The sequence below is a fragment of the Glycomyces sp. YM15 genome (genome assembly GCF_016918015.1).
GTDB lineage: Bacteria > Actinomycetota > Actinomycetes > Mycobacteriales > Micromonosporaceae > Glycomyces.
Genome location: NZ_JAERMK010000001.1, coordinates 275,518 through 294,943, shown reverse-complemented (window position 1 = coordinate 294,943; position 19,426 = coordinate 275,518). Strand labels below are relative to the sequence as shown.

General features: G+C 70.4%; 16 protein-coding genes and 1 tRNA gene. 6 read left to right on the top strand and 11 right to left on the bottom strand.

Translation table 11 applies throughout. The annotated features are described in order from the left end of the window. Positions 1-12: 12 nt before the first annotated feature. Complete coding sequence (locus JHY01_RS01355; RefSeq protein ID WP_205323791.1) at positions 13-2,760, bottom strand: HAD-IC family P-type ATPase; 2,748 nt, start codon at positions 2,758-2,760, stop codon at positions 13-15. Between the two features lie 214 nt (positions 2,761-2,974). On the opposite strand from JHY01_RS01355, the gene JHY01_RS01350 reads away from it, so the two are divergent. Beyond that, the gene (locus tag JHY01_RS01350) at positions 2,975-3,412 is read left to right on the top strand and encodes a universal stress protein (RefSeq protein ID WP_205323790.1); all 438 of its coding nucleotides are present in this window, start codon (positions 2,975-2,977) and stop codon (positions 3,410-3,412) included. 130 nt (positions 3,413-3,542) lie between these two features. Here the strand turns inward: JHY01_RS01350 and ppdK are convergent, their stop codons facing one another. Both ppdK and JHY01_RS01340 read right to left on the bottom strand, forming a co-directional pair. Beyond that, positions 3,543-6,263, bottom strand: coding sequence for a pyruvate, phosphate dikinase (ppdK, locus tag JHY01_RS01345; RefSeq protein WP_205323789.1), 2,721 nt, complete (start codon positions 6,261-6,263; stop codon positions 3,543-3,545). A gap of 216 nt (positions 6,264-6,479) precedes the next feature. Then, entirely contained in the window at positions 6,480-6,959 is a 480-nt protein-coding gene (locus JHY01_RS01340; protein ID WP_205323788.1) for an Hsp20/alpha crystallin family protein, read from the bottom strand. 309 nt (positions 6,960-7,268) lie between these two features. Between JHY01_RS01340 and JHY01_RS01335 the strand changes: the two genes are divergently transcribed. Then, positions 7,269-8,243 (top strand): phosphotransferase family protein, encoded by a 975-nt coding sequence (locus JHY01_RS01335; RefSeq protein ID WP_205323787.1) that lies wholly within the window; start codon positions 7,269-7,271, stop codon positions 8,241-8,243. On the opposite strand, the gene JHY01_RS01330 is transcribed toward JHY01_RS01335, so the two are convergent. The 4 genes from JHY01_RS01330 to JHY01_RS01315 form a co-directional block, all read right to left on the bottom strand. Further along, a complete protein-coding gene (locus tag JHY01_RS01330; protein ID WP_205323786.1) occupies positions 8,240-8,722 on the bottom strand; it encodes a DUF4188 domain-containing protein in 483 nt (160 codons plus the stop codon). The two genes, JHY01_RS01335 and JHY01_RS01330, sit on opposite strands and share 4 nt — an antisense overlap. A 111-nt stretch (positions 8,723-8,833) precedes the next feature. Continuing rightward, on the bottom strand, positions 8,834-11,218 hold the full coding sequence (locus JHY01_RS01325) for a phosphoketolase (RefSeq protein ID WP_205323785.1): 2,385 nt from the start codon (positions 11,216-11,218) through the stop codon (positions 8,834-8,836). A gap of 72 nt (positions 11,219-11,290) precedes the next feature. Further along, positions 11,291-11,536, bottom strand: a complete 246-nt coding sequence (locus JHY01_RS01320; protein ID WP_205323784.1) for a hypothetical protein — start codon at positions 11,534-11,536, stop codon at positions 11,291-11,293. Next, entirely contained in the window at positions 11,485-11,871 is a 387-nt protein-coding gene (locus JHY01_RS01315; protein ID WP_240192219.1) for a winged helix-turn-helix domain-containing protein, read from the bottom strand. The genes JHY01_RS01320 and JHY01_RS01315 overlap by 52 nt, the downstream gene beginning before the upstream one ends. Positions 11,872-11,988: 117 nt before the next feature. On the opposite strand from JHY01_RS01315, the gene JHY01_RS01310 reads away from it, so the two are divergent. The 3 genes from JHY01_RS01310 to JHY01_RS01300 all read left to right on the top strand — a co-directional run bounded on the left by JHY01_RS01310 (position 11,989) and on the right by JHY01_RS01300 (position 13,500). After that, positions 11,989-12,651 carry a GNAT family N-acetyltransferase gene (locus JHY01_RS01310; protein ID WP_205323782.1) on the top strand — a complete coding sequence of 221 codons (663 nt, stop codon included), beginning with the start codon at positions 11,989-11,991 and terminating at the stop codon, positions 12,649-12,651. Then, positions 12,648-13,310, top strand: coding sequence for a GNAT family N-acetyltransferase (locus tag JHY01_RS01305; protein ID WP_205323781.1), 663 nt, complete (start codon positions 12,648-12,650; stop codon positions 13,308-13,310). Before JHY01_RS01310 ends, JHY01_RS01305 begins: the two co-directional genes overlap by 4 nt. A gap of 114 nt (positions 13,311-13,424) precedes the next feature. Beyond that, a tRNA-Gly gene (locus JHY01_RS01300) sits at positions 13,425-13,500 on the top strand. Between the two features lie 78 nt (positions 13,501-13,578). On the opposite strand, the gene JHY01_RS01295 is transcribed toward JHY01_RS01300, so the two are convergent. The 4 genes from JHY01_RS01295 to JHY01_RS01280 form a co-directional block, all read right to left on the bottom strand. Then, positions 13,579-14,223 carry a TetR/AcrR family transcriptional regulator gene (locus tag JHY01_RS01295; RefSeq protein ID WP_205323780.1) on the bottom strand — a complete coding sequence of 215 codons (645 nt, stop codon included), beginning with the start codon at positions 14,221-14,223 and terminating at the stop codon, positions 13,579-13,581. A gap of 108 nt (positions 14,224-14,331) precedes the next feature. Then, positions 14,332-15,834, bottom strand: a complete 1,503-nt coding sequence (locus JHY01_RS01290) for an MFS transporter (RefSeq protein WP_205323779.1) — start codon at positions 15,832-15,834, stop codon at positions 14,332-14,334. Between the two features lie 265 nt (positions 15,835-16,099). Continuing rightward, positions 16,100-16,282, bottom strand: coding sequence for a hypothetical protein (locus JHY01_RS01285; protein ID WP_205323778.1), 183 nt, complete (start codon positions 16,280-16,282; stop codon positions 16,100-16,102). Positions 16,283-16,416: 134 nt separating this feature from the next. Then, positions 16,417-17,988 carry a serine/threonine protein kinase gene (locus JHY01_RS01280; RefSeq protein WP_205323777.1) on the bottom strand — a complete coding sequence of 524 codons (1,572 nt, stop codon included), beginning with the start codon at positions 17,986-17,988 and terminating at the stop codon, positions 16,417-16,419. A 281-nt stretch (positions 17,989-18,269) separates the two neighbouring features. Here JHY01_RS01280 and JHY01_RS01275 point away from each other — a divergent pair, with 281 nt between their 5' ends. Continuing rightward, positions 18,270-19,415, top strand: coding sequence for a citrate synthase/methylcitrate synthase (locus tag JHY01_RS01275; RefSeq protein ID WP_205323776.1), 1,146 nt, complete (start codon positions 18,270-18,272; stop codon positions 19,413-19,415). Positions 19,416-19,426: the final 11 nt, after the last annotated feature.

Below are 19,426 nucleotides of genomic sequence, written 5' to 3'. Positions count from 1 at the left end.
GCCGGCGTCGTCTCAGGTCGTCGGGACCGATGCCCCGAGCCGCTCGGTACGGCGGTTCTGGATCCGCTTCTCCACGGCCACTACGAGACTGGTCACCGCGGCGATCAGGAGGATGCGCAGCCACACGTCGGGGCCGATCGGGGCGGTCTCGAACACGGCGTTCATCGCCGGCGTGTAGGTGATGGCGAGCTGGGCGGCCGCCTGCACGGCGAGCCCGACGATGATCCACCGGTTGGAGAACAGGCCGATCCGCCACGCCGAACGTGTCAGCGACCGGCAGCTGAACAGGTAGAAGGCCTCGACGGTCACGAACACGTTCACCGCCGCGGTCCGCGCTTCGGCGATGCCCGCGCCGTTCGCGAGCTCCCAGTTGAACAGCCACCACGAACCGGCCACGAGCAGTACCGACACCAGCGCGGTCCGGAACAGGATCGCCCCGGTGAGCAGCGGTTGCCCCGGCCGCCGCGGTGGCCGGGTCATGATCCCCGGTTCCTTCGGCTCGAACGCGAGCATCAGGCCCAAGGCGACCGCGGTCGTCATGTTGATCCACAGGATCTGGCTCGGCAGGATCGGCAGGGCCGCGCCGAAGAGGATCGCGGCCAGGATCACGAGTCCTTCGCCCAGGTTCGTCGGGAGCGTCCAGGTGATGAACTTGGTGAGGTTGTCGAAGACGCCGCGGCCCTCCTCGACGGCGGCTTCGACGGTCGCGAAGTCATCGTCGGTCAGGACCATGTCGGCCGCCTCCTTGGCGACGTCGGTGCCGCTCGCGCCCATGGCGACACCGATGCCGGCCTGCCTGAGCGCGGGGGCGTCGTTGACGCCGTCGCCGGTCATCGCGACCACGTGCCCGCTCTCCTGCAGGGCGGCGACGAGCCGCAGCTTCTGATCGGGAGCGACACGGGCGAACACCGCGGTCCGCTGCACCGCGTGAACGACCGCGTCGTCGGGCAGCGCCGCGAGTTCGGCGCCGGTCAGGACGGCCCCGTCGCCGTCGGCGAGCAGGCCGACCTTCCGGGCGATCGCGGCGGCGGTAGCCGCGTGGTCGCCGGTGATCATCTTCACCGAGATGCCCGCCGACCGGCAGGCCGCGACCGCTGACGCCGCCGCTTCGCGGGGCGGGTCGAGCATGGCCTGCAGCCCGGTGAGGACGAGTCCGTCGAGTGCGTCCTCGTCGAGGTCGCCCCAGTCGGAGGTTTCCGGACCGGTCGCCGGGCGCACCGCGGTCGCCAGCACGCGGAGCCCGCGGTCGGCCAGGTCCGCCGCGGCGCCCGTGACGGCGAGGTGGTCGAGGGGCCGGACCGCACCGTCCGCGTCCATCTGCGTGCCGCAGCGTTCGACCAGCCGCTCGACGGCGCCTTTCACGAGTACGAGCCGGTGCCCGTCGCCGCGGCGATGGGCGGTGGCCATGAACTGCCGTTCCGAGCTGAAGGGGATCGTGGCGACGCGCGGCAGGTCCGCACGGGCCGCGTCGGCATCGAGTCCCGCCTTCGCGGCGGCCACCAGCATCGCGCCTTCGGTGGGGTCGCCGATCACGCTCCATTCGCCTTCGTGCCCGGTCACGTTCGCGTCGCTGCAGACCGCTCCGGCGAGCAGCGTCCAGTGCAGTGCCCGGTCGTGTTCGGTGCCGACCGCACTGCCCGAGCCGTCGTGAACCGCTCCCGCGGGCGCGTAGCCGGAGCCGCTGACCTCGTACCGCGCGCCGGGCGTCCAGATCGCCTGCACCGTCATCTGGTTCTCGGTGAGCGTGCCGGTCTTGTCGGTGCAGATCACCGTGGTGCTGCCGAGCGTCTCGACGGTCGGCAGGCGCCGGATCACCGCCCGCCGCCGCGCCATTCGGGCCACGCCGATCGCCAGCGTGACCGTCACCGCGGCGGGGAGCCCTTCCGGGATCGCGCCCACGGCGAGGGCGACGGCGGCCGTGAACGTCGCGACCGCGTCATGGCCGCGCAGCAGCCCGATCGTGAAGGTGACGGCGGCCAAGGCCAGAATGGCGACGGTCAGGAGGCGGCTGAACCCGGCGAGCTTCGCCGTGAGCGGCGTCGCCAGGGTCTGGGCGGCGCCGATGAGCCGGTGGATCTCGCCCAATTGCGTGGCGGTGCCGGTCGCGCACACCACGCCGGTGCCGGATCCGGAGGTGACCAGCGTGCCCGAGTAGCCCATGTTGCGCCGGTCGGCCACCGGAAGCGCCGCCGGCAGCGAGTCCACCTGCTTCTCCACCGGTTCGGATTCGCCGGTCAGCGCCGACTCGTCGACCCGCAGCCCGATCGAGTGCGTCAGCCGCAGGTCCGCGGGGATCTTGTCGCCCGCCTCGAGCCTGACGAGGTCGCCGGGCACCAGCACCTCGGAGGGCACGCTCCGCTCCCGCCCGTCGCGTACGACCCTGGCCTGCGTGCGGACCATCGACCGCAGACCCGCGAGTTCCGCCTCCGCCTTGGACTCCTGGATGAAGCCGATGACCGCGTTGACGACCACCACCCCGAAGATCACGGACGAGTCGACGTACTCCCCGAGGACGGCGGTGACCGCCCCGGCGGCCAGCAGGACGTAGATCAGCGGATTGTGGACCTGCCGCAGGAGGCGCACCAGGACACCGGCGCGCACCGCCTCGGGCAGGCTGTTCGGCCCGGTCCTGGCGAGGATCGCCATCGCGGCCTCGCTGGACAGGCCGGACACCGAGTCGGTCGCCAGCAGCCGCAGCGCCGCTTCGGCCTCCAGCTCGTGATAATCGCGCGACACGCTCGTGTCGACCGCGGCCGTCACGGGAGATCCCGAATGCGGTCCGGGGCGGTTCCGATCTCCGGGCGCCGTCGCGACCCGTCTCGCGCTGTTCGTCTCGATTCGCTCATGTTGTCAGCTTGAACGACTGGAAAGCGGTTCATCAGGGACGATGGTCCCGATCCGGATCGCGATCGTCCCTCGCCGGAGCCTCAGGCCCCGCATAGATTGCATCCAACGAGCGAGTAAGGAGACAACGATGGTGGAGAACAAGAGCGAACGGGTCGTGGTCGGCATCGACGGCTCGCCCGCTTCGCTGGAGGCACTGCGGTGGGCGATCGCGTACGCCGAGCGCACCGGGGCCGAGGTCGAAGCGCTCCACGCCTGGCAGATCCCGACCACCTACGGGACACCGGTGGAGGTCGTCCCCGGTGAGCGCTTCGCGGAGACGGCCGAGCGGGCCCTGAAGGGATCGGTCGCCGAGGTCCTCGGCGACCGGACCGCCCCGGTGGTCGTTCCCGTGGCCGAGATGGGATACCCGCCCAAGGCGCTGGTCGAGCGCTCGAAGGAGGCCGACCTGCTGGTGGTCGGCAGCCGGGGCCGAGGCGGCCTGGCCGGGACCCTTCTCGGCTCGGTCAGCCTGCACTGCGTCACGCATGCCGCCTGCCCCGTCGTGGTGATCAGGGCCGCGGAGTAAACGCACGTCGAAGGGGCGGACCGGCAGGTCCGTCCCTTTCCCTGTGCGGTCACCGAGGTGCGGCGGCCGGCCCGGCCGCCCACCGGCGGGCCCGCTCCGGCCCGCCGGTGGGCGTCACCGTCGATACCGATCAGCGTTTCGCGGCGCGTGGACGGGCGTCCGGGCCGGCCTTCGCGGCCACGGCGGCCCTGCCGGCCTCGAGCCGCGCCACGGGAACCCGGAACGGGGAGCACGAGACGTAGTCCAGACCGACCCGGTCGAAGAAACGAACCGAGGACGGGTCGCCGCCGTGCTCGCCGCACACGCCGATCGCGAGGTCGGGCCGGACCGCGCGGCCTTCGTCCACCGCGATCGACACCAGGCGCCCGACCCCCACCTCGTCGAGGGACTCGAACGGCGACGCCGCGAAAATCCCCTTCTCGAAGTAGACGGGGAAGAACGAGCCCTCGACGTCGTCGCGCGAGAAGCCCCACGTGGTCTGCGTCAGGTCGTTGGTGCCGAACGAGAAGAACTCGGCGCGCTCGGCGATGCGGCCGGCGGTGAGCGCGGCCCGCGGCAGCTCGATCATCGTGCCGATCTTGGCGCTGATCGCGAACCCGGCCGTCTCGGCGACGTCGTCGAGCACCCGCTGGATCTCCTCGCGCATCAACTCGAACTCCTCGGGGCCGCCGATGAGCGGCACCATGATCTCCGGCCGCGGGTCGCCGCCGGCCCTGATCCGCGCCGCGGCCGCCTCGGCGATCGCGCGGACCTGCATGGCCACCAGGCCCGGCACGACCAGGCCCAGCCGCACCCCGCGCAAGCCCAGCATCGGGTTCTGCTCGTGGAGGCGGCGGACGGCCTGCAGCAGCCGGACATCGCCGCCGTCGACGGCGCCCCGCTCCTCGGCCAGCGCCACCTTGACCGAAAGGTCGGTGAAGTCGGGCAGGAACTCGTGCAGCGGCGGGTCGATGAGCCGGATCGTCACCGGCAGCCCGTCCATCGCCGCGAAGATCCCGACGAAGTCGCCCAGTTGCATCGGCAGCAGCTCGGCGAGCACCTTGTCCTGCTCCGCCGCGGACTCGGCGAGGATGAGCTCCTCGACATGGTGTCGGCGTTCGCCGAGGAACATGTGCTCGGTGCGGCACAGGCCGATGCCCTCCGCCCCGAACTGCCGGGCCCGCGCCGCGTCGGCGGGCGTGTCGGCGTTGGCGTGGACGCCGAGGCGCCGGTGCTCATCGGCGTAGACCATCATGCGGGCCACCGCTTGGAGCACCGGGTCGAGGTGGCGCTCATCGGCGTCGAGGCGGCCTTCGAAGTATTCGACGACCGCCGAGGGCACCACTTCGATCGCGCCCGCGTAGACCGCACCGGTCGTCCCGTCGATCGAGATCAGGTCGCCTTCGCGGACGACGGTCCCGTCGGGGGCGGTGAACCGGCGCTCCTCAGCGTCGACCTCGAGGGTGTCCGTGCCGACCACGCAGGTCTTGCCCATGCCCCGGGCGACCACCGCGGCGTGGGAGGTCTTGCCGCCGCGGCTGGTGAGGACGCCTTCGGCGGCGATGATGCCCGGCAGGTCGTCGGGGCTGGTCTCGCGGCGGACGAGGATCACCGGGCCTTCGTGGCGTGTGGCGGCGGCCGAGTCGAAGACGGCCGCGCCGACGGCCGCGCCCGGCGAGGCCGGCACGCCGTTGGCGATCGGTTCGCCGTCGCTGTGCGGGTCGAACTGCGGGAACATCAGCTGTACGAGCTGCTCGCCGGTCACGCGGCCGAGGGCCGTCTTGACGTCGATGAGCCCGTCGTCCAGGAACTGGACCGCCAGTCGGAAGGCGGCCGCCGCCGTGCGCTTGCCGACCCGGGTCTGGAGCATCCACAGCTTGCCGCGCTCGATGGTGAACTCGACGTCGCACAGGTCCCGGTAGTGGCCTTCCAAGACCGACATGACGCCCAGGAGTTCCTCGAAGGACGCGGGGTCGATCCGTTCGAGCTCCTGAAGGGGCACGGGGGTCCGGGTCCCGGCGACGACGTCCTCGCCCTGGGCGTTCGCGAGGTAGTCCCCGTAGACGCCGGGCGCGCCGGTGGCGGGGTCGCGGGTGAAGGCGACGCCCGTGCCCGAGTCGGGCCCCAGATTGCCGAACACCATGGACATGACGTTGACGGCGGTGCCGAGGTCGTGCGGGATGTGCTCGCGAGCGCGGTAGACACGGGCGCGTTCGATGTTCCAGGAGGAGAACACGGCCCGGACGGCCATGTCGAGCTGCTCGCGGGGATCCTGGGGGAAGTCGCGGCCGGTCGCCTCGCGGACGATGCGCTTGTAGGCGGCGACGACCTCGCGCAACGCGGCCGCGTCGAGGCCGTCGTCGCCGGCGACGCCGCGGGACCGCTTGACCTCGTCCAGCGCGGTCGCGAACTCGCCCGGGTCGATGCCGAGCACGGTCGCGCCGAACATCTGGACGAGCCGGCGGTAGGAGTCCCAGGCGAACCGCTCGTCGCCCGCGGCCGCGGCGAGCCCGTCCACAGAGGCGTCGTTGAGTCCGATGTCGAGGACGGTCTCCATCATGCCGGGCATGGAGTACTTCGCGCCCGACCGGACCGAGACCAGCATGGGGTTGTCGGCGGCGCCGAGCCGCATGCCGCGCGCGCTCTCCAGCCGCTTCAGGTGCTCGCCGATCTCCTCGGCCAGACCCGGCGGCTCCTTGCCGTCGGTCAGGAACCGCCGGCACGCCTCGGTCGAGATCGTGAACCCGGGTGGGACGGGCAGGCCGAGATTGGTCATCTCGGCGAGGTTCGCGCCCTTCCCTCCGAGCAGGTCCTTATGGTCCATGTCGCCTTCGGCGAACCCGTACACGTAGCGTTGCCTGGTCTCGTTCATCGCACCGATCTCCTCGCCGTTAGTGTCTCCTCTCAATTGGAGGACGTCCGGCGAAACCGCGTACGAGGCGGCGACGAACGCGCTGCGGCGATCGAGCGGTTCACCGCCGACCCGCGCGAAACGGCCGAGACCGACGGCGCGGCGCACCGCTGAGATCTTCAGGGGACGCGCGAACGGCCCCGGGGAGACCCCGGGGCCGTCGGCTTCGGCGCGTGCTTACTCGGCGTCCTCGGACGTCGCCTCGCCCTCGATCTCGGCCTTGGGCTCGACGCCCTTGATCGGGATGCGCTGGGCCTGCGGGGCCGGCTTGACGGCGCCCGAGATGCGAATCGTCAGGATGCCGTCGGCGACCTCCGCACTGAGCTGGTCGGCGGTGATGCCCTCGCGGAGCTGGAACTCGCGGCGGAACGAACCCCCGGCGAGTCCGCGAACGAGGTAGCGGTCGCCCTCGGCGGCTTCGCGCTGGCGGCGCTCAGCCGTGATCGAGAGGCGTCGGCCTTCGAGCTCGACGGTGACGTCCTCAGGGCTCACGCCCGGGACGGCGGCGGTGACCACGAGGTCCTCGCCTTCGGTGTAGACGTCGGCGCGCAGCGAATACTGGGTCGAGCCCCGGCCGAAACCGGCTCGGACGAGCCGCTCGAATTCGCGGTCGAACTGCCGGAACGCCGCGTAAGGGTGCTGGTAGCGAACGATCATGGTGGCTGTCTCCTTCCTCAGGATTAGCACTCGGTGGTGGAGAGTGCTAACGACCTGTACGACACCCGGCCGGATCCGAATATTTCTGCCGTGTCCCAGATCACACGGCATTGCCGCGCGGTGGCGGGTCCCGGGCGTGGTTCACCAGGTCGTCCTTGCCGAACCTCCGCACCGGCCGCTCGCTCCTCGACGTGAGCCCCGCGGCTCGACCACAGCCGGTCTTCCACGCTGTGCGCCCGCGTCCCACCAGGCAAGAGCGCCATGGTTTCCCGCTTGCGCCGGAGTCGCTCGCCGCCGCAGACTGATCCGATGGAAATCGCGATTCGCCCCAAGCTCGACCGCGCCGACGTCGAGGAGCTCGCCCGGAAGCACCTCCCGGGACCGGTCGAGGTCGTCGGCCATGAAGAGTTCAAGGACGGGTTCTTCAACGCCGCGCACGCATTGGCGCTCGCCGACGGCCGCCATGTGGTCGTCAAGGTCGCCCCGGGCAAGGAGCACAAGCTGCTGCGCTACGAGGTCGACCTCATGGCGACCGAGATCGAATGCTTCGAACGCGGCCTCGCCGCGGGCGTGCCGATGCCGGCGCTCCACTACGGCGACCCCGAAGGGGGCGTGATGATCATCGACCGGCTCAAGGGCACCGTGCTGCCCAGGGCCCGCGACGAGATCTCCGAAGAGGACTTCCTGGCGCTGCGACGGGAGATCGGGGCCTTGAGCGCGCGTTTCGCCACGGTCACCGGGGAGCGGTTCGGCTACCCGCGCAAGAGCGGTCGCACGGTCGCCGACTCCTGGTCGGCGTCGTTCCAGGCGATGATCGACGACGTCCTCGCCGACATCGCCGAGAACGGCTCGCCGCTGCCGCGACCGGCCGAGGAGATCGCCGCGATCGTCGCCGCCGAGCACGAGCTGCTCGACGAGGTGACCCGGCCGGCGCTCGTCCACTTCGACCTGTGGGACGGCAACGTCTTCGTGGAGCGGGACGAGTCCGGTTGGCGCGTCGAGGCGTTCATCGACGGCGAGCGGGCCTTCTACGGGGATCCGATCGCCGAGATCGTCTCGCTGGCGTTCGGCGCCGAGGACGAGCAGGCCGCCTCCGTCGAAGGATTCCTGGGCCGGGCGATGACCGCGGGGGAGGAGCGGCGGCTCGCCCTCTACCGGGTCTACCTGATGCTCATCCTCATCGCCGAATGCGAGGTGCGCGGCTTCGACGAGGAGCAGACGTCGCACCAGCGCGGCTGGTCGACCGAGAGCCTGCTCAAGAACCTCGCGCTGCTGGAGTCCTAGGCGGCCGTGCCCGCCGAGTGGTCGTGGTCGTCGGGGTCGGTGCGGGTCGCGTCCCGCTCCTTGGTGGCGCGGGCGAGGCCGTACGGCGGCATGTTGATGTACGAGGTGTCGTAGTCGCCGGCGCGGACCTTGTAGAGCTCGTGCCACAGGCCGACCTCGCCGTTGCTCTTCACGTTGCGGTTGAACCACTTCCAGAAGCCGCGGTGGGCGTGCGCCTGCGAGTGCGCGTAGCGCTCCAGGTGCTCTTCGCTGCGCCAGTACTGGACGACCATGATCACGCGGCCGCCGATCATGGTGCGCGAGTCGAGCAGACCGAGGTCGGGCTCGGCTTGGAGTTCGCGGAGCATCTTCGGCATCGACGCGAACACCGGCACCCACTTGCGGAATCTCCAGAACTTGTTGATCCGCATGCCGACCGTGAAGACCACGAGGTCCTCGCCGTAGTCGACCACGACGCGACCGGGCCTGACCTTCGCCACGTGCAGTCCTCCCAAGGGGTTGCGAGCATGCCTCCCCTCAGAGACTAACGAAGCGTGTTCACCTCGTGTCAAGCCGTTGGACGGATCCGGCTGCGCCGCTTCGGTATCCGTCTAGTGCGGCCACTGCCATTCGGCCACCGCGGGCAGGTCCTCGCCGTAGATGCGGGTGTGCTCGCGGGCGGCGTGCCGGGCGTCGACCATCCGCTGCCGCAGGCCCGCCGCGTTCTGGCCGAGGCCGGGCACGCGGTCGATGACGTCCATGACGAGGCGGTACCGGTCGAGGTCGTTGAGCATGACCATGTCGAACGGCGTGGTCGTGGTGCCCTCCTCCTTGTAGCCGCGCACGTGGAGGTTCTCGTGGTTCCGGCGTCGGTAGGTGAGCCGGTGGATGAGCATCGGATAGCCGTGGAAGGCGAACAGCACCGGCTTGTCGGCGGTGAAGATCGTGTCGAACTGGCGGTCGCCGAGGCCGTGCGGGTGCTCGGAGTCGGGTTGGAGCCGCATGAGGTCGACGACGTTGACGACGCGGACCTTGAGCCGGGGCAGGGCTTGGCGCAGCAGGTCCGCCGCGGCCAGCACCTCCAATGTGGGCGCATCGCCGGCGCAGGCGAGCACGACGTCCGGTGACTGCCCGTCGTCGGTGGAGGCCCACTCCCAGATGCCGAGGCCCCGTTCGCAGTGGCGCACGGCCTCGTCCATGCCCGTGTACTGCAGCGTGGGCTGCTTCCCGGCGACCACGACGTTCACGTACTGGCGGCCGCGCAGGCAGTGGTCCATGATGGACAGGAGCGTGTTGGCGTCCGGCGGCAGGTAGACCCGCACGACCTCGGCCTTCTTGTTCATGACGTGGTCGATGAACCCGGGGTCCTGGTGCGAGAAGCCGTTGTGGTCCTGGCGCCACACGTGGCTCGACAAGAGGTAGTTGAGCGAGGCGATCGGCCGGCGCCACGGGATGCCGTTGGTGGTCTTGAGCCACTTCGCGTGCTGGTTGAACATCGAGTCGACGATGTGGATGAACGCCTCGTAGCTGGTGAACAGCCCGTGCCGGCCGGTGAGCAGATAGCCCTCGAGCCAGCCCTGGCACAGGTGCTCCGAGAGCGCCTCCATGACCCGCCCGTGCGGGGCCTGGTGCTCGTCCGTCGGCAGGATCTCGGCCGTCCACTGCCGATCGGTGGTCTCGAACGCCGCGTCGAGCCGGTTCGAGGCGACCTCGTCGGGCCCGAAGAGGCGGAACCGGTCCGGGTTGGCGCCGATGACGTCCCGGATCCACCTGCCGAGAACCCGGGTGGCCTCGCCGACGGTGCGGCCGTGGCCCTCGACCTTCAGGCCGTATTCGCGGTAGTCGGGCAGCACCAGGTCGCGCAGCAGCAGGCCGCCGTTGGCGTGCGGGTTGGCGCTCATGCGCCGCGCCCCCTGCGGATGGAGGTCGAGCAGTTCGGGCGCGGGCCCGCCCATGGCGTCGAACAGCTCCTCGGGCCGGTACGAGCGCATCCACTCCTCGAGCATCGCCAAGTGGTCGGGGTTGGTGCGCACCGCCGCGAGCGGCACCTGGTGGGCCCGCCACGTGCCCTCGACGGGAACACCGTCCACTTCGTCGGGTCCGGTCCATCCCTTCGGAGTCCGGAGGACGACCATCGGCCAGTGCGGCCGCACCGGCTGCCCGTTCACGTTCCGGCGCGCGTCGGCGCGGATCTCGGCTATCCGGTCGAAGCAGGCGTCGAATGTGGCCGCCAGCTGCTGGTGGACGCTCGCGGGGTCGCTGCCCTCCACCATGAACGGCTCGTAGCCGACGCCGCGGAAGAACGACATCCGGTCCTCGTCGGAGATGCGCGCGAAGATCGTCGGGTTGGCGATCTTGTAGCCGTTGAGGTGCAGGATCGGCAGGACCGTGCCATCGGTGACGGGGTTGAGGAACACGTTCGAGAACCACGAGCCGGCCATCGGGCCGGTCTCGGCCTCGCCGTCGCCCACGACGCACGCCACCGTCAGCTCGGGGTTGTCGAACGCGGCCCCGTACGCGTGTGAGAGCGCGTAACCGAGTTCGCCGCCCTCGTGGATCGAGCCGGGCACGTCGGCGGCCACGTGCGAAGGAATGCCGCCGGGGAAGGAGAACTGGCGGAAGAGCCGCTTCATGCCCTCTTCGGAGTGGTTCACCGAAGGGTGCAGTTCCGGGTAGGTGCCCTCGAGCCAGGTGTTGGCGACGATCGCGGGACCGCCGTGACCGGGCCCGGTCACGTAGATCATGTCGAGGTCGCGGGCGGCGATGCAGCGGTTCAGGTGCGCGTAGATGAGGCTCAGGCCGGGACTGGTGCCCCAGTGGCCGAGCAGGCGCGGCTTGACGTGCTCGGGGCGCAGCGGCTCCCGGAGCAGGGGATTGTCGAGCAGGTAGATCTGGCCGACCGTGAGGTAGTTCGCGGCCCGCCAGTAGGCGTCGATGCGGGCCAGCTCGTCGTCGGTCAAAGGCGCTGTGGCGAGGCCGGATCGGGTCGTGTCCATGCGTCCGAGGGTGCCGTATCGGGCGCGCCCTAACCGCGATTCACGCGAATTCTTCGCACGGCGCTCGCGGCGTCAGTCGACCTCTTTGAGCATCCGCTCCACGGACGCCAAGCGGCCCTTGATCTCCGCGAGCGAAGCCTTGACCTCGGCCGCGTCCAGATTGGCCTTGGCCGCGAGCTCGCGGTAGCCCTCCTCGCGGGCGGCGGAGGCCTTGGCCTTCGCGGTGGTGGCGAAGTAGAAGATGACCGCGACGATCACCACCACGATCAGCAGGAAGAATCCGAAGACGAACAGCATCCCGGCTTGTTCAGTGGGCATAACGAGGTTTCCCTTCTCGGGTCGGTCTCGGGCAGGGTCGGCAGCGCCGACTTCACGATCTGCGGCGTGATCTCCAGGGCGAACGGGACCGCCTCGAAGTACTTGACGGCCTTGCCGTCCTCCGAGAGCTCCAGCGAACCCCTCACCAGGCCCGCGGCCTGGAGCTTCTGCAGGTGCATGTGGAGCAGCGGGCGACTCATCCCGAGCTGGCGGGCCAGGAGGCTCACGTACTGCCTCCCGTCCGCGAGCGCGCCCAGAATGCGCAGCCGGTGCGGGTTCGCCAGGGCCGAGCAGGCCGCGAGCAGGGCCGCGCCGGTCAACTCCTCGGACTCCATGAAAACCATCCTTGTCGTATGTCAGGAAATTCTGACACATGTCAGCGGCAACTGCAAACCCCGGCCCGGCAGGTAATCCGATTGCCCGGCCCCGCGCCGACCGGAAGAATCTGCCCCATGCTCGCCGACCACTTGCCGATCTACCGGCTGCGCCTCAGGACCGAACGCCTCGAACTGCGCCTGCCCGCGACCTTCGACGAGATCGCCGCCCTGGCCGATGTAGCCGTGGCCGGTGTCCACGACCCCGGATTCATGCCGTTCGGCATCCCGTGGACCGCGGGCAGTCCCAAGGCGGTCGCCCGCGGCGTCGCCCTCTGGTACCACCGTGCGATCGGACGCTGGGACGAGCAGGGCTGGACGCTCCCGTTCTACGTCTTCCACGAGGGCGAACCGATCGGTGTGCAGGACATCAAGGGCCAGGAATTCGCCGCCACGCGCGAGGTCAGCACCGGCTCATGGATCGGCCGCGCCCACCAGGGCAAGGGACTCGGCAAGGAAATGCGCGCGGCCGTCCTCCACTTCGCGTTCGCCGGACTCGGCGCGGACTACGCGACCAGCGGCTCATACGACGGCAATGCCGCCTCTGCCGGTGTCTCACGCAGCCTCGGCTACCGCGAGGACGGCATCAAACTCCCTGTGGTGCAAGGCATCCGCCGCACGGAACAGCGCTGGCGGCTCTCCCGCGAAGACTGGGAGGCGAACCGCGAGCACGAAGTCGCGATCGACGGGCTCGACGACGACGTACTGGACATGCTCGGCCTCGCGAAGGAAACCTCATGACACTCACCGACTACCTCCCCGTCTACCGCCTCCGCCTCCGCACCGAACGCCTCGAACTGCGTTTGCCGGACCTCGACGACCTCGTCGCCCTAGCCGACCAGGCCGCTGCCGGCATCCACGGCCCGGAGTTCATGCCGTTCGAGATGCCGTGGACCGAATGCGAGCCGATCGAGCGCGGCCGCCGGACCCTGCAGCACCAGATGGGTGTCATCGCGGGCATCGCCTCTGAACGGTGGATGCTGCCGCTCGTCGCCGTCCACGACGGCGGGGTCGTGGGCATGCAGGAGGTCGGCGCGACGGCCTTCAAGGCGACCCGCGAGGCCACCACCGGCTCGTGGCTCGCCCTCGCGCACCACGGCAAGGGCTTCGGGACGGAGATGCGCGCCGCCGTGCTCGATTTCGTCTTCAACGGGCTGGGCGCCGACTTCGCGCTGAGCGCATCGTTCGAGGGCAACGGGCCCTCAGAGGGCGTCTCGCGCAAGCTCGGCTACAAGGCGGACGGCATCGACCACAAGGTCCTGAACGGCGTCCGCCGCCAGGACAACCGGTGGCGGCTCTCGCGCGAGGACTGGGAGGCCCACCGCAAGCACGAGGTCGCGATCGAAGGCCTGGACGCCGAGGTCCTCGCGATGCTCGGCCTGGACGACGCCGAGGCGTGACCGCAGTGGGGCGCCCAGGCGTGAGCCGCGCCCCAATCGGTACCAAGGCCCTATCAAGTCCCGGTGAACGATGCGCTAAAGTAATCACCGTTCCCCGGTCAACACCGGAGAAATGCGGACGTAGCGCAGTTGGTAGCGCGACACCTTGCCAAGGTGTAGGTCGCCGGTTCGATCCCGGTCGTCCGCTCCACATGAAAGGCCCGGCCGGATGGCTGGGCCTTTCTTCTTGCACCGAATTACGGGCCGCCCGAACGGGCGGCCCTTTCGCTTACGCCTTGGCGTCCTTGGGGACCCAGCGCAGATTCATCTCCTCCTCTGTGGGCGGCGAGGACGGGAGCGGGGCCCTCGCGGGGGCCCGCAGCGCCTGCAGATACAGCTCCAGGCTCCGCAGCCGCACGTCGCGGGTCCGCTCGGCGTCGCCGATGTCGATCGAGGCCAGCGACTCGGTGATCATGATGATGTCGCCGATCAGGGCGTCCTCGCGGATCACGCCGGTCTCGTGCAGCTTCCGCATGAGCGCGTCGTTCAATTCGGCCGCCGCCGCGCCCGCCTGGAACATGTCCGGCGTCGGCGTGAACGTCCCCGCCAGCTTGACCGTGATCGACGCCGTGTCGGCTGCGACGATCTGCCTCATGAAGCGGCAGAACGCCTCCCACATGTCGCCCTCGGAGTCGACCGCCTCCTGCACCAGCTCGACATGCTTGGCCAGACCGTCCCCGCAGAGCTTGCGCAGCAGGTCCTCCTTGCTCGGGTAGCGCCGGTACAGCGCGCTGATGCCCACCCCGGCTCGCTTGGCGACCTCCGCGATCGGCGCCTCCGGGTTCGCGACGAACACCTCGTGGGCGGCTTCGAGGATCAGCTTGTCGTTGCGGGCGGCCTGCGCTTTGCGCCCGCTCAGCGGCTTGTCGGTCATGACGGCATCCTATCCGGAACAGAGCGATTCATTCTGCTGCACCTTCCTCGCGTACGCCCGCGACCGGCCGTACCCGCGCGGGCCCGACCGGTCGAAGGACGCGACTTCCTAGTGATCGGCCTTGGCCTGCTTCGGCAGCCCGAAGGCCACCAGGAACGCCACCACCGTCAGGCCCGCGGTCAGTCCGGTGACCAGCTGGGCCGCCCCCATCGACTCGGCCGCGCCGCCGCCGATGGCGAACTGGCTGAAGAAGACCGTGCCGAGACCGGCCACGCCGAGCGCCGCCGCGCCCTGCTGGAAGGACTCCAGGAGCCCCGAAGCCGAGCCGACCTCGTGGTCTTCGAGGTCGCCGGTGATGATGCCGAAGAGCGGCACGAAGATCATGCCCATCCCGATGCCGTAGACCAGCAGCGCCGGGGCGAGGGCCCAGGTGCCGGGGGCCGCGGCCGCGCCGAACTGGAACCACAGCACGACCAGGCCGGCGATCATCACGACGAGACCGAGGTGGAGGACTTTCCGCCCGAGCTTCGGGGCGAGGCCCGCGCTGGCGCCGGATCCGATGAACGCGCCGACCGCCCAAGCGGCCATGGCCAGGCTCGCCTGGAGCGGGCCGAAGCCGAGACCGAGCTGGAGGAACAGGCCCACCGCGAGCGAGAACCCGGTGATCGAGCCGAAGAAGACGACGACGAATGCGATGCCGGAGGTGTACGAGCGCTTCTTGAAGACGCTCATCTCGATCAGCGCGGACCGGTTGGAACGGGCGCGCTTGACCTGGTTGCGGGCGAAGAGGGCGAGCACCGGGACGGCGGCGACGAGCATGGCGATCGACCAGGCGGGCCAACCGAGTTCGTGGCCTTCGACCAGCGGGACGAGCAGCAGGCTCATGCCGACAGCGGCGACGACCGCACCGCCGAGGTCGAGCTTGAGGCCCTTGGTGACCGGGGCCCCGGCCGGGAGGGTCTTGGCGCCCAGGACGAGGGCGGCGACGCCGAGCGGCAGGTTGAGCAGGAAGATCGAGCGCCAGCTGGTGCCGAACAGGTCGGCGTCGACGAGCAGGCCGGCCACGATGGGCCCGGCGATGGAGGCGAGGCCGATCATCGGGCCGAAGAGGGCATAGGCCTTGCCCATGTCGCGGCCGAACATGTCGCGGATGAGCCCGAAGCACTGCGGCACCATCACGGCCGCGAACGCGCCCTGGACCACGCGGGCGACGAGCAGGAGCTCGATCGTTCCGGCGGCCCCGCAGGCGAGCGAGGCGATCAGGAAGCCGACGAGGCCGACCATGAGGACCTTCTTGCGGCCGAACATGTCGCCGAGGCGTCCGCCGGTGAGGAGGCCGACCGCGAGGGCGAGGGTGTATCCGGCGGCGAGCCACTGGATGGTCGAGGCGGTGCCGCCGAGTTCGGTGCGGATCGCGGGGGCGGCGACGTTGACGATCGAGGCGTCGAGCAGGTTGAGGAGGGTCGCCGCGAGGATCGCGATGAGACCGAGCCAGCGCCGGGGGTAGACGGCGGGCGCTTCGGCCGGACCGGAGACGGTCTCGAAGGTGTCGAGGGACGCGGCGCGTGCGGGCGCGGCCTCGGTGGTCGGGGTTTCGGCGGTGAAGGTCACGGTTGCCTCCGGGTTCTCGGTGTTAGTGGAACGGAACGCTTGATTCCACTATAGCAGACCGGAATGATCTGTTCCACTAGGAGGGCCGAGCAATCGTGAAGAGAACACGATGACGGGTTCGAGCAGCGAAAACGCCCGGTCGATCACCGACCGGGCGAGGGAGTATGCAGGCATGAGCCTTCAGGACGGGCGACGCTCGCGAGCCGTGAATGTGCACGGCGACCACCCCGACTCAGGGGCGCGACGGCCTCTCGCCGCACGCGGATCAGGTCTGCTGCGTCCCCTTGAGCAGCTCGAAGATGATGATCATCGCGACCGCCGCGATCACCAGCCACAGTGTGGCCTTGCGGAACTTGTGGCGGGCGCCCGGTGAGAACCACATGATCGCCGCGATGATGAGCAGCACACCGACCACCACGCCCGGCGCGGAGCTGATTCCTTCGTCCACCTTGATCCCTATCCCGTCGATGCGACCGTGTCCCGACCGTTCTACCGGTCGCTCACCCAATCATTCAGGCCCGGGCCCGGCCGGTCAACCTATTCGCCCCTGCGGCGCGGTGATTCGCCGAACCCGTTGCCGGGTCACAGCATGCAGCTCGTGCCCTCGGCCTGGCGCTCGTGGAAGTACACAGTGATCTGCGCGCCGTACTCGGCGGTCTCACCGGCGCCAGGGCTCTGCTGGATCACCGTGCAGTGCGCAGGCTCAGGGGTGATGTAGTAGTAGCCGACCGCGGCGACCACATTCGAGAACCCGTCGGCGTTCAGCTCGTCGCGGGCGTCGAACGTGGTCTGGCCCCGCACGTCCGGCACTTCGCCGCTGCCCTCCTTCACGGGTGCGTCGTCGGAGTCCTCGTCGCCACCGCCGCCGGTCTGCCCGCCGGTCGCTCCCCCGTCCTCGGAACCGCCCTCCTCGGAACCGTCGCCGTCGCCCTCCCCGCCGGACTCCTCGGCGGCGCCGGTCGTCTCGGCCGCGGACTCGGAAGCAGCGGCGCTGCCGGTCGCGGACGGGTCCTGCGCCGAGGCCGCGTCCGATGCCGAGGCCGCCCCGGTGGGCGTCGTGTCCTCCGCGCCATCGGCGACCTTCCCATCGCCCGCGAATGGATTCAGCGCCAAGACCGCGATCACCGCCAGCGCCAGTACGACCGCGACCCCGACGAGGATCATGCGGCGCCGTCGGCGCGGTGCCGCTGCGGGCGGCTCGACCGCCGGCTGCGAAGGCGGCGTCACCGGCGGGTCCGCCGGAGGCGTGAACGGCGCCTGCGCGACCGGGACGTCCACGGTGCGGGCCTCCATCGAGGACCCGACCGCCGGGGGCGTCGCGACCGGATGCTCCCCGGTCGTCGCCGCCCGGGCCGCCGCCGCGAGGACGTCGCCGGACTCCCAGCGCTCCTCAGGGGACTTCTGCAGCGACCGGGAGACGACCCCGGCGACCTCGGCGGGAACGTCGGCGGGCAGCGCCGGAGGCTCGGAGTACAAGTGGCCGTGGATCACCGCGGCCGGATCCTCCGCGTCGAACGGCGGTGTCCCGGCGAGGCACTCGTAGGCCACGGCCCCCAGCGAGTACAGGTCGGACGCTCCGCTGACGCCCTTGTCCCGCAACTGCTCCGGCGAGACGTACGGCGCCGTCCCCAGCACCTGGTCGCTGGGGGTCAAGCGCGCCCGGTTCGCGAACAGCGAGATCCCGAAGTCCACCACCTTGACCCGGTCGTCGGCGTCGACGAGGATGTTGCCCGGCTTGATGTCCCGGTGCACGATCCCGCGCCGGTGCGCGGCCGCGAGCGCCTCGGCCGCCTCCGCCATGATCCGCATCGTCCGTGCCGGGTCGAGCCGCTCCTCCCGATGCAGCAGCTCCGCCAGCGAGACGCCGTCGACCAGCTCCATCACCAGGAACACGACCGTCCGGTCGCCGTCGGGCTCCTCACCGAAGTCGTAGACCTCCACGCACCCCGGGCCCTTCAGGCTCGCCAGGGTCTTCGCCTCCCGCTCGAAGCGGTCCCGCGGGCGCTGCGAGGCGTCGAGGCCCGCGTGCAGCACCTTGACCGCCACGGTGCGCTCGAGCCGCTCGTCCTCGGCCCGCCACACCGAACCCATGCCGCCGGCGGCGATGACGCGGTCGAGACGGTAGCGGCCGGCGATGAGCGTTCCGGAGTCCACGGGCAATCCTCGTTCGGGGTGTCCATTTTCGCGCGAACCCCTGCGGGCCATGGGGAGAGGGAACCGGCGGCTCGCGGTGTCGGCGCTGCTGTCGGGCAGGACGTCCACTCTAAAGCGCCCCCGCCACGGCCCCGCCTCCGCCCGGACGGTGACGCGGACCCGGGCGGCCGTTCAGGTCCGCGCCGCGCGAAATCCCGTAGGCTGTCTAGCGAACCGGGGCGGCGATCGCGACAGCAGACGTCACCAGGCGGCCCACAGGCGCGCCGGACGAGGAGTAGCCAATGACCGAATTCATCGAAGTCCCCAAAGGCCTGGACCGTGTCATCGTCGCCGACACCGAGATCGGCGACGTGCGCGGCGACGAGGGCTTCTACCACTACCGCGAGTACAACGCCGTGGAACTCGCGCAGCGGTGCTCGTTCGAGCAGGTCTGGTACCTCATGACCCACGCCGCGCTGCCCACCCGCGCCCAACTCGACGAGTTCAAGTCCCAGGTCGCCCCCTACCGCACGCTCACCCCCGAACTCCGCGAGCTCCTGCCCCACCTCAAGGGCTCGACGCCGCTCGACGGCCTCCGCACCGCGCTCTCCGCCGCGTGCGCGTCCCGGCCCATGAAGCCCCTGCTCGACATCGACGAGGCCGCCCGCGCCGACGACGCGCGCTTCGCCTGCGCCGTCACGCCCACGATCCTCACCGCCATGTGGCGCATCGATCAGGGCCTCGAACCCCTCGACCCGCGCGCCGACCTCGGCTACGCCGCGAACTACCTGTACATGATGACCGGCGAAGTCCCCTCCGAAGACGCCGCGCGCGCGGTCGAGCACTATCTCATCCTCACCATCGACCACGGCTTCAACGCCTCCACGTTCACCGCCCGCGTCATCGCCTCCACCGGCGCCGACCTCGGCGCGGCCCTGGTCGGCGCGATCGGCGCGCTCTCCGGCCCGCTGCACGGCGGCGCGCCCGCCCGCGCCCTCGACGCCCTCGACGCCATCGGCGGACCCGACAACATCGACGGCTGGATCCGCGGCGAACTCGACGCCGGTCGGCGCATCATGGGCTTCGGCCACGCCGTCTACAAGACCGACGACCCGCGCTCGCTGCACCTGCGGGACGTCGCCGACGGACTCGACGGCGACATCGTGGACTTCGCCAAGACCGTCGAACGCCGCGTCGTCGAGATCCTCGCCGAAGTCAAACCCGGCCGCAAGCTCTACACGAACGTCGAGTTCTACGCCGGCGTGGTCATGGAGCTCGCCGGGGTGCCGCGCACCATGTTCACGCCCACGTTCACCACCAGCCGCGTGGTCGGCTGGTGCGCCAACATCCTCGAACAGGCCCGCGACTCCAAGATCATCCGCCCCAGGGCCCGCTACGTCGGCACACCGCCGCCGCAGCCCGTCCCCGAAGACGGCTACGCCGACTGAGAGGACACGGG

Coding starts and splice junctions, on each gene's coding strand:
- JHY01_RS01320 (WP_205323784.1), bottom strand. CDS start 11,536: ATGCCCACTGAACAAGCCGGGATGCTGTTCGTCTTCGGATTCTTCCTG.
- JHY01_RS01340 (WP_205323788.1), bottom strand. CDS start 6,959: ATGATCGTTCGCTACCAGCACCCTTACGCGGCGTTCCGGCAGTTCGAC.
- JHY01_RS01295 (WP_205323780.1), bottom strand. CDS start 14,223: ATGACCGACAAGCCGCTGAGCGGGCGCAAAGCGCAGGCCGCCCGCAAC.
- JHY01_RS01325 (WP_205323785.1), bottom strand. CDS start 11,218: ATGGACACGACCCGATCCGGCCTCGCCACAGCGCCTTTGACCGACGAC.
- JHY01_RS01315 (WP_240192219.1), bottom strand. CDS start 11,871: ATGGAGTCCGAGGAGTTGACCGGCGCGGCCCTGCTCGCGGCCTGCTCG.
- JHY01_RS01305 (WP_205323781.1), top strand. CDS start 12,648: ATGACACTCACCGACTACCTCCCCGTCTACCGCCTCCGCCTCCGCACC.
- JHY01_RS01310 (WP_205323782.1), top strand. CDS start 11,989: ATGCTCGCCGACCACTTGCCGATCTACCGGCTGCGCCTCAGGACCGAA.
- JHY01_RS01275 (WP_205323776.1), top strand. CDS start 18,270: ATGACCGAATTCATCGAAGTCCCCAAAGGCCTGGACCGTGTCATCGTC.
- JHY01_RS01350 (WP_205323790.1), top strand. CDS start 2,975: ATGGTGGAGAACAAGAGCGAACGGGTCGTGGTCGGCATCGACGGCTCG.
- ppdK (WP_205323789.1), bottom strand. CDS start 6,263: ATGAACGAGACCAGGCAACGCTACGTGTACGGGTTCGCCGAAGGCGAC.
- JHY01_RS01335 (WP_205323787.1), top strand. CDS start 7,269: ATGGAAATCGCGATTCGCCCCAAGCTCGACCGCGCCGACGTCGAGGAG.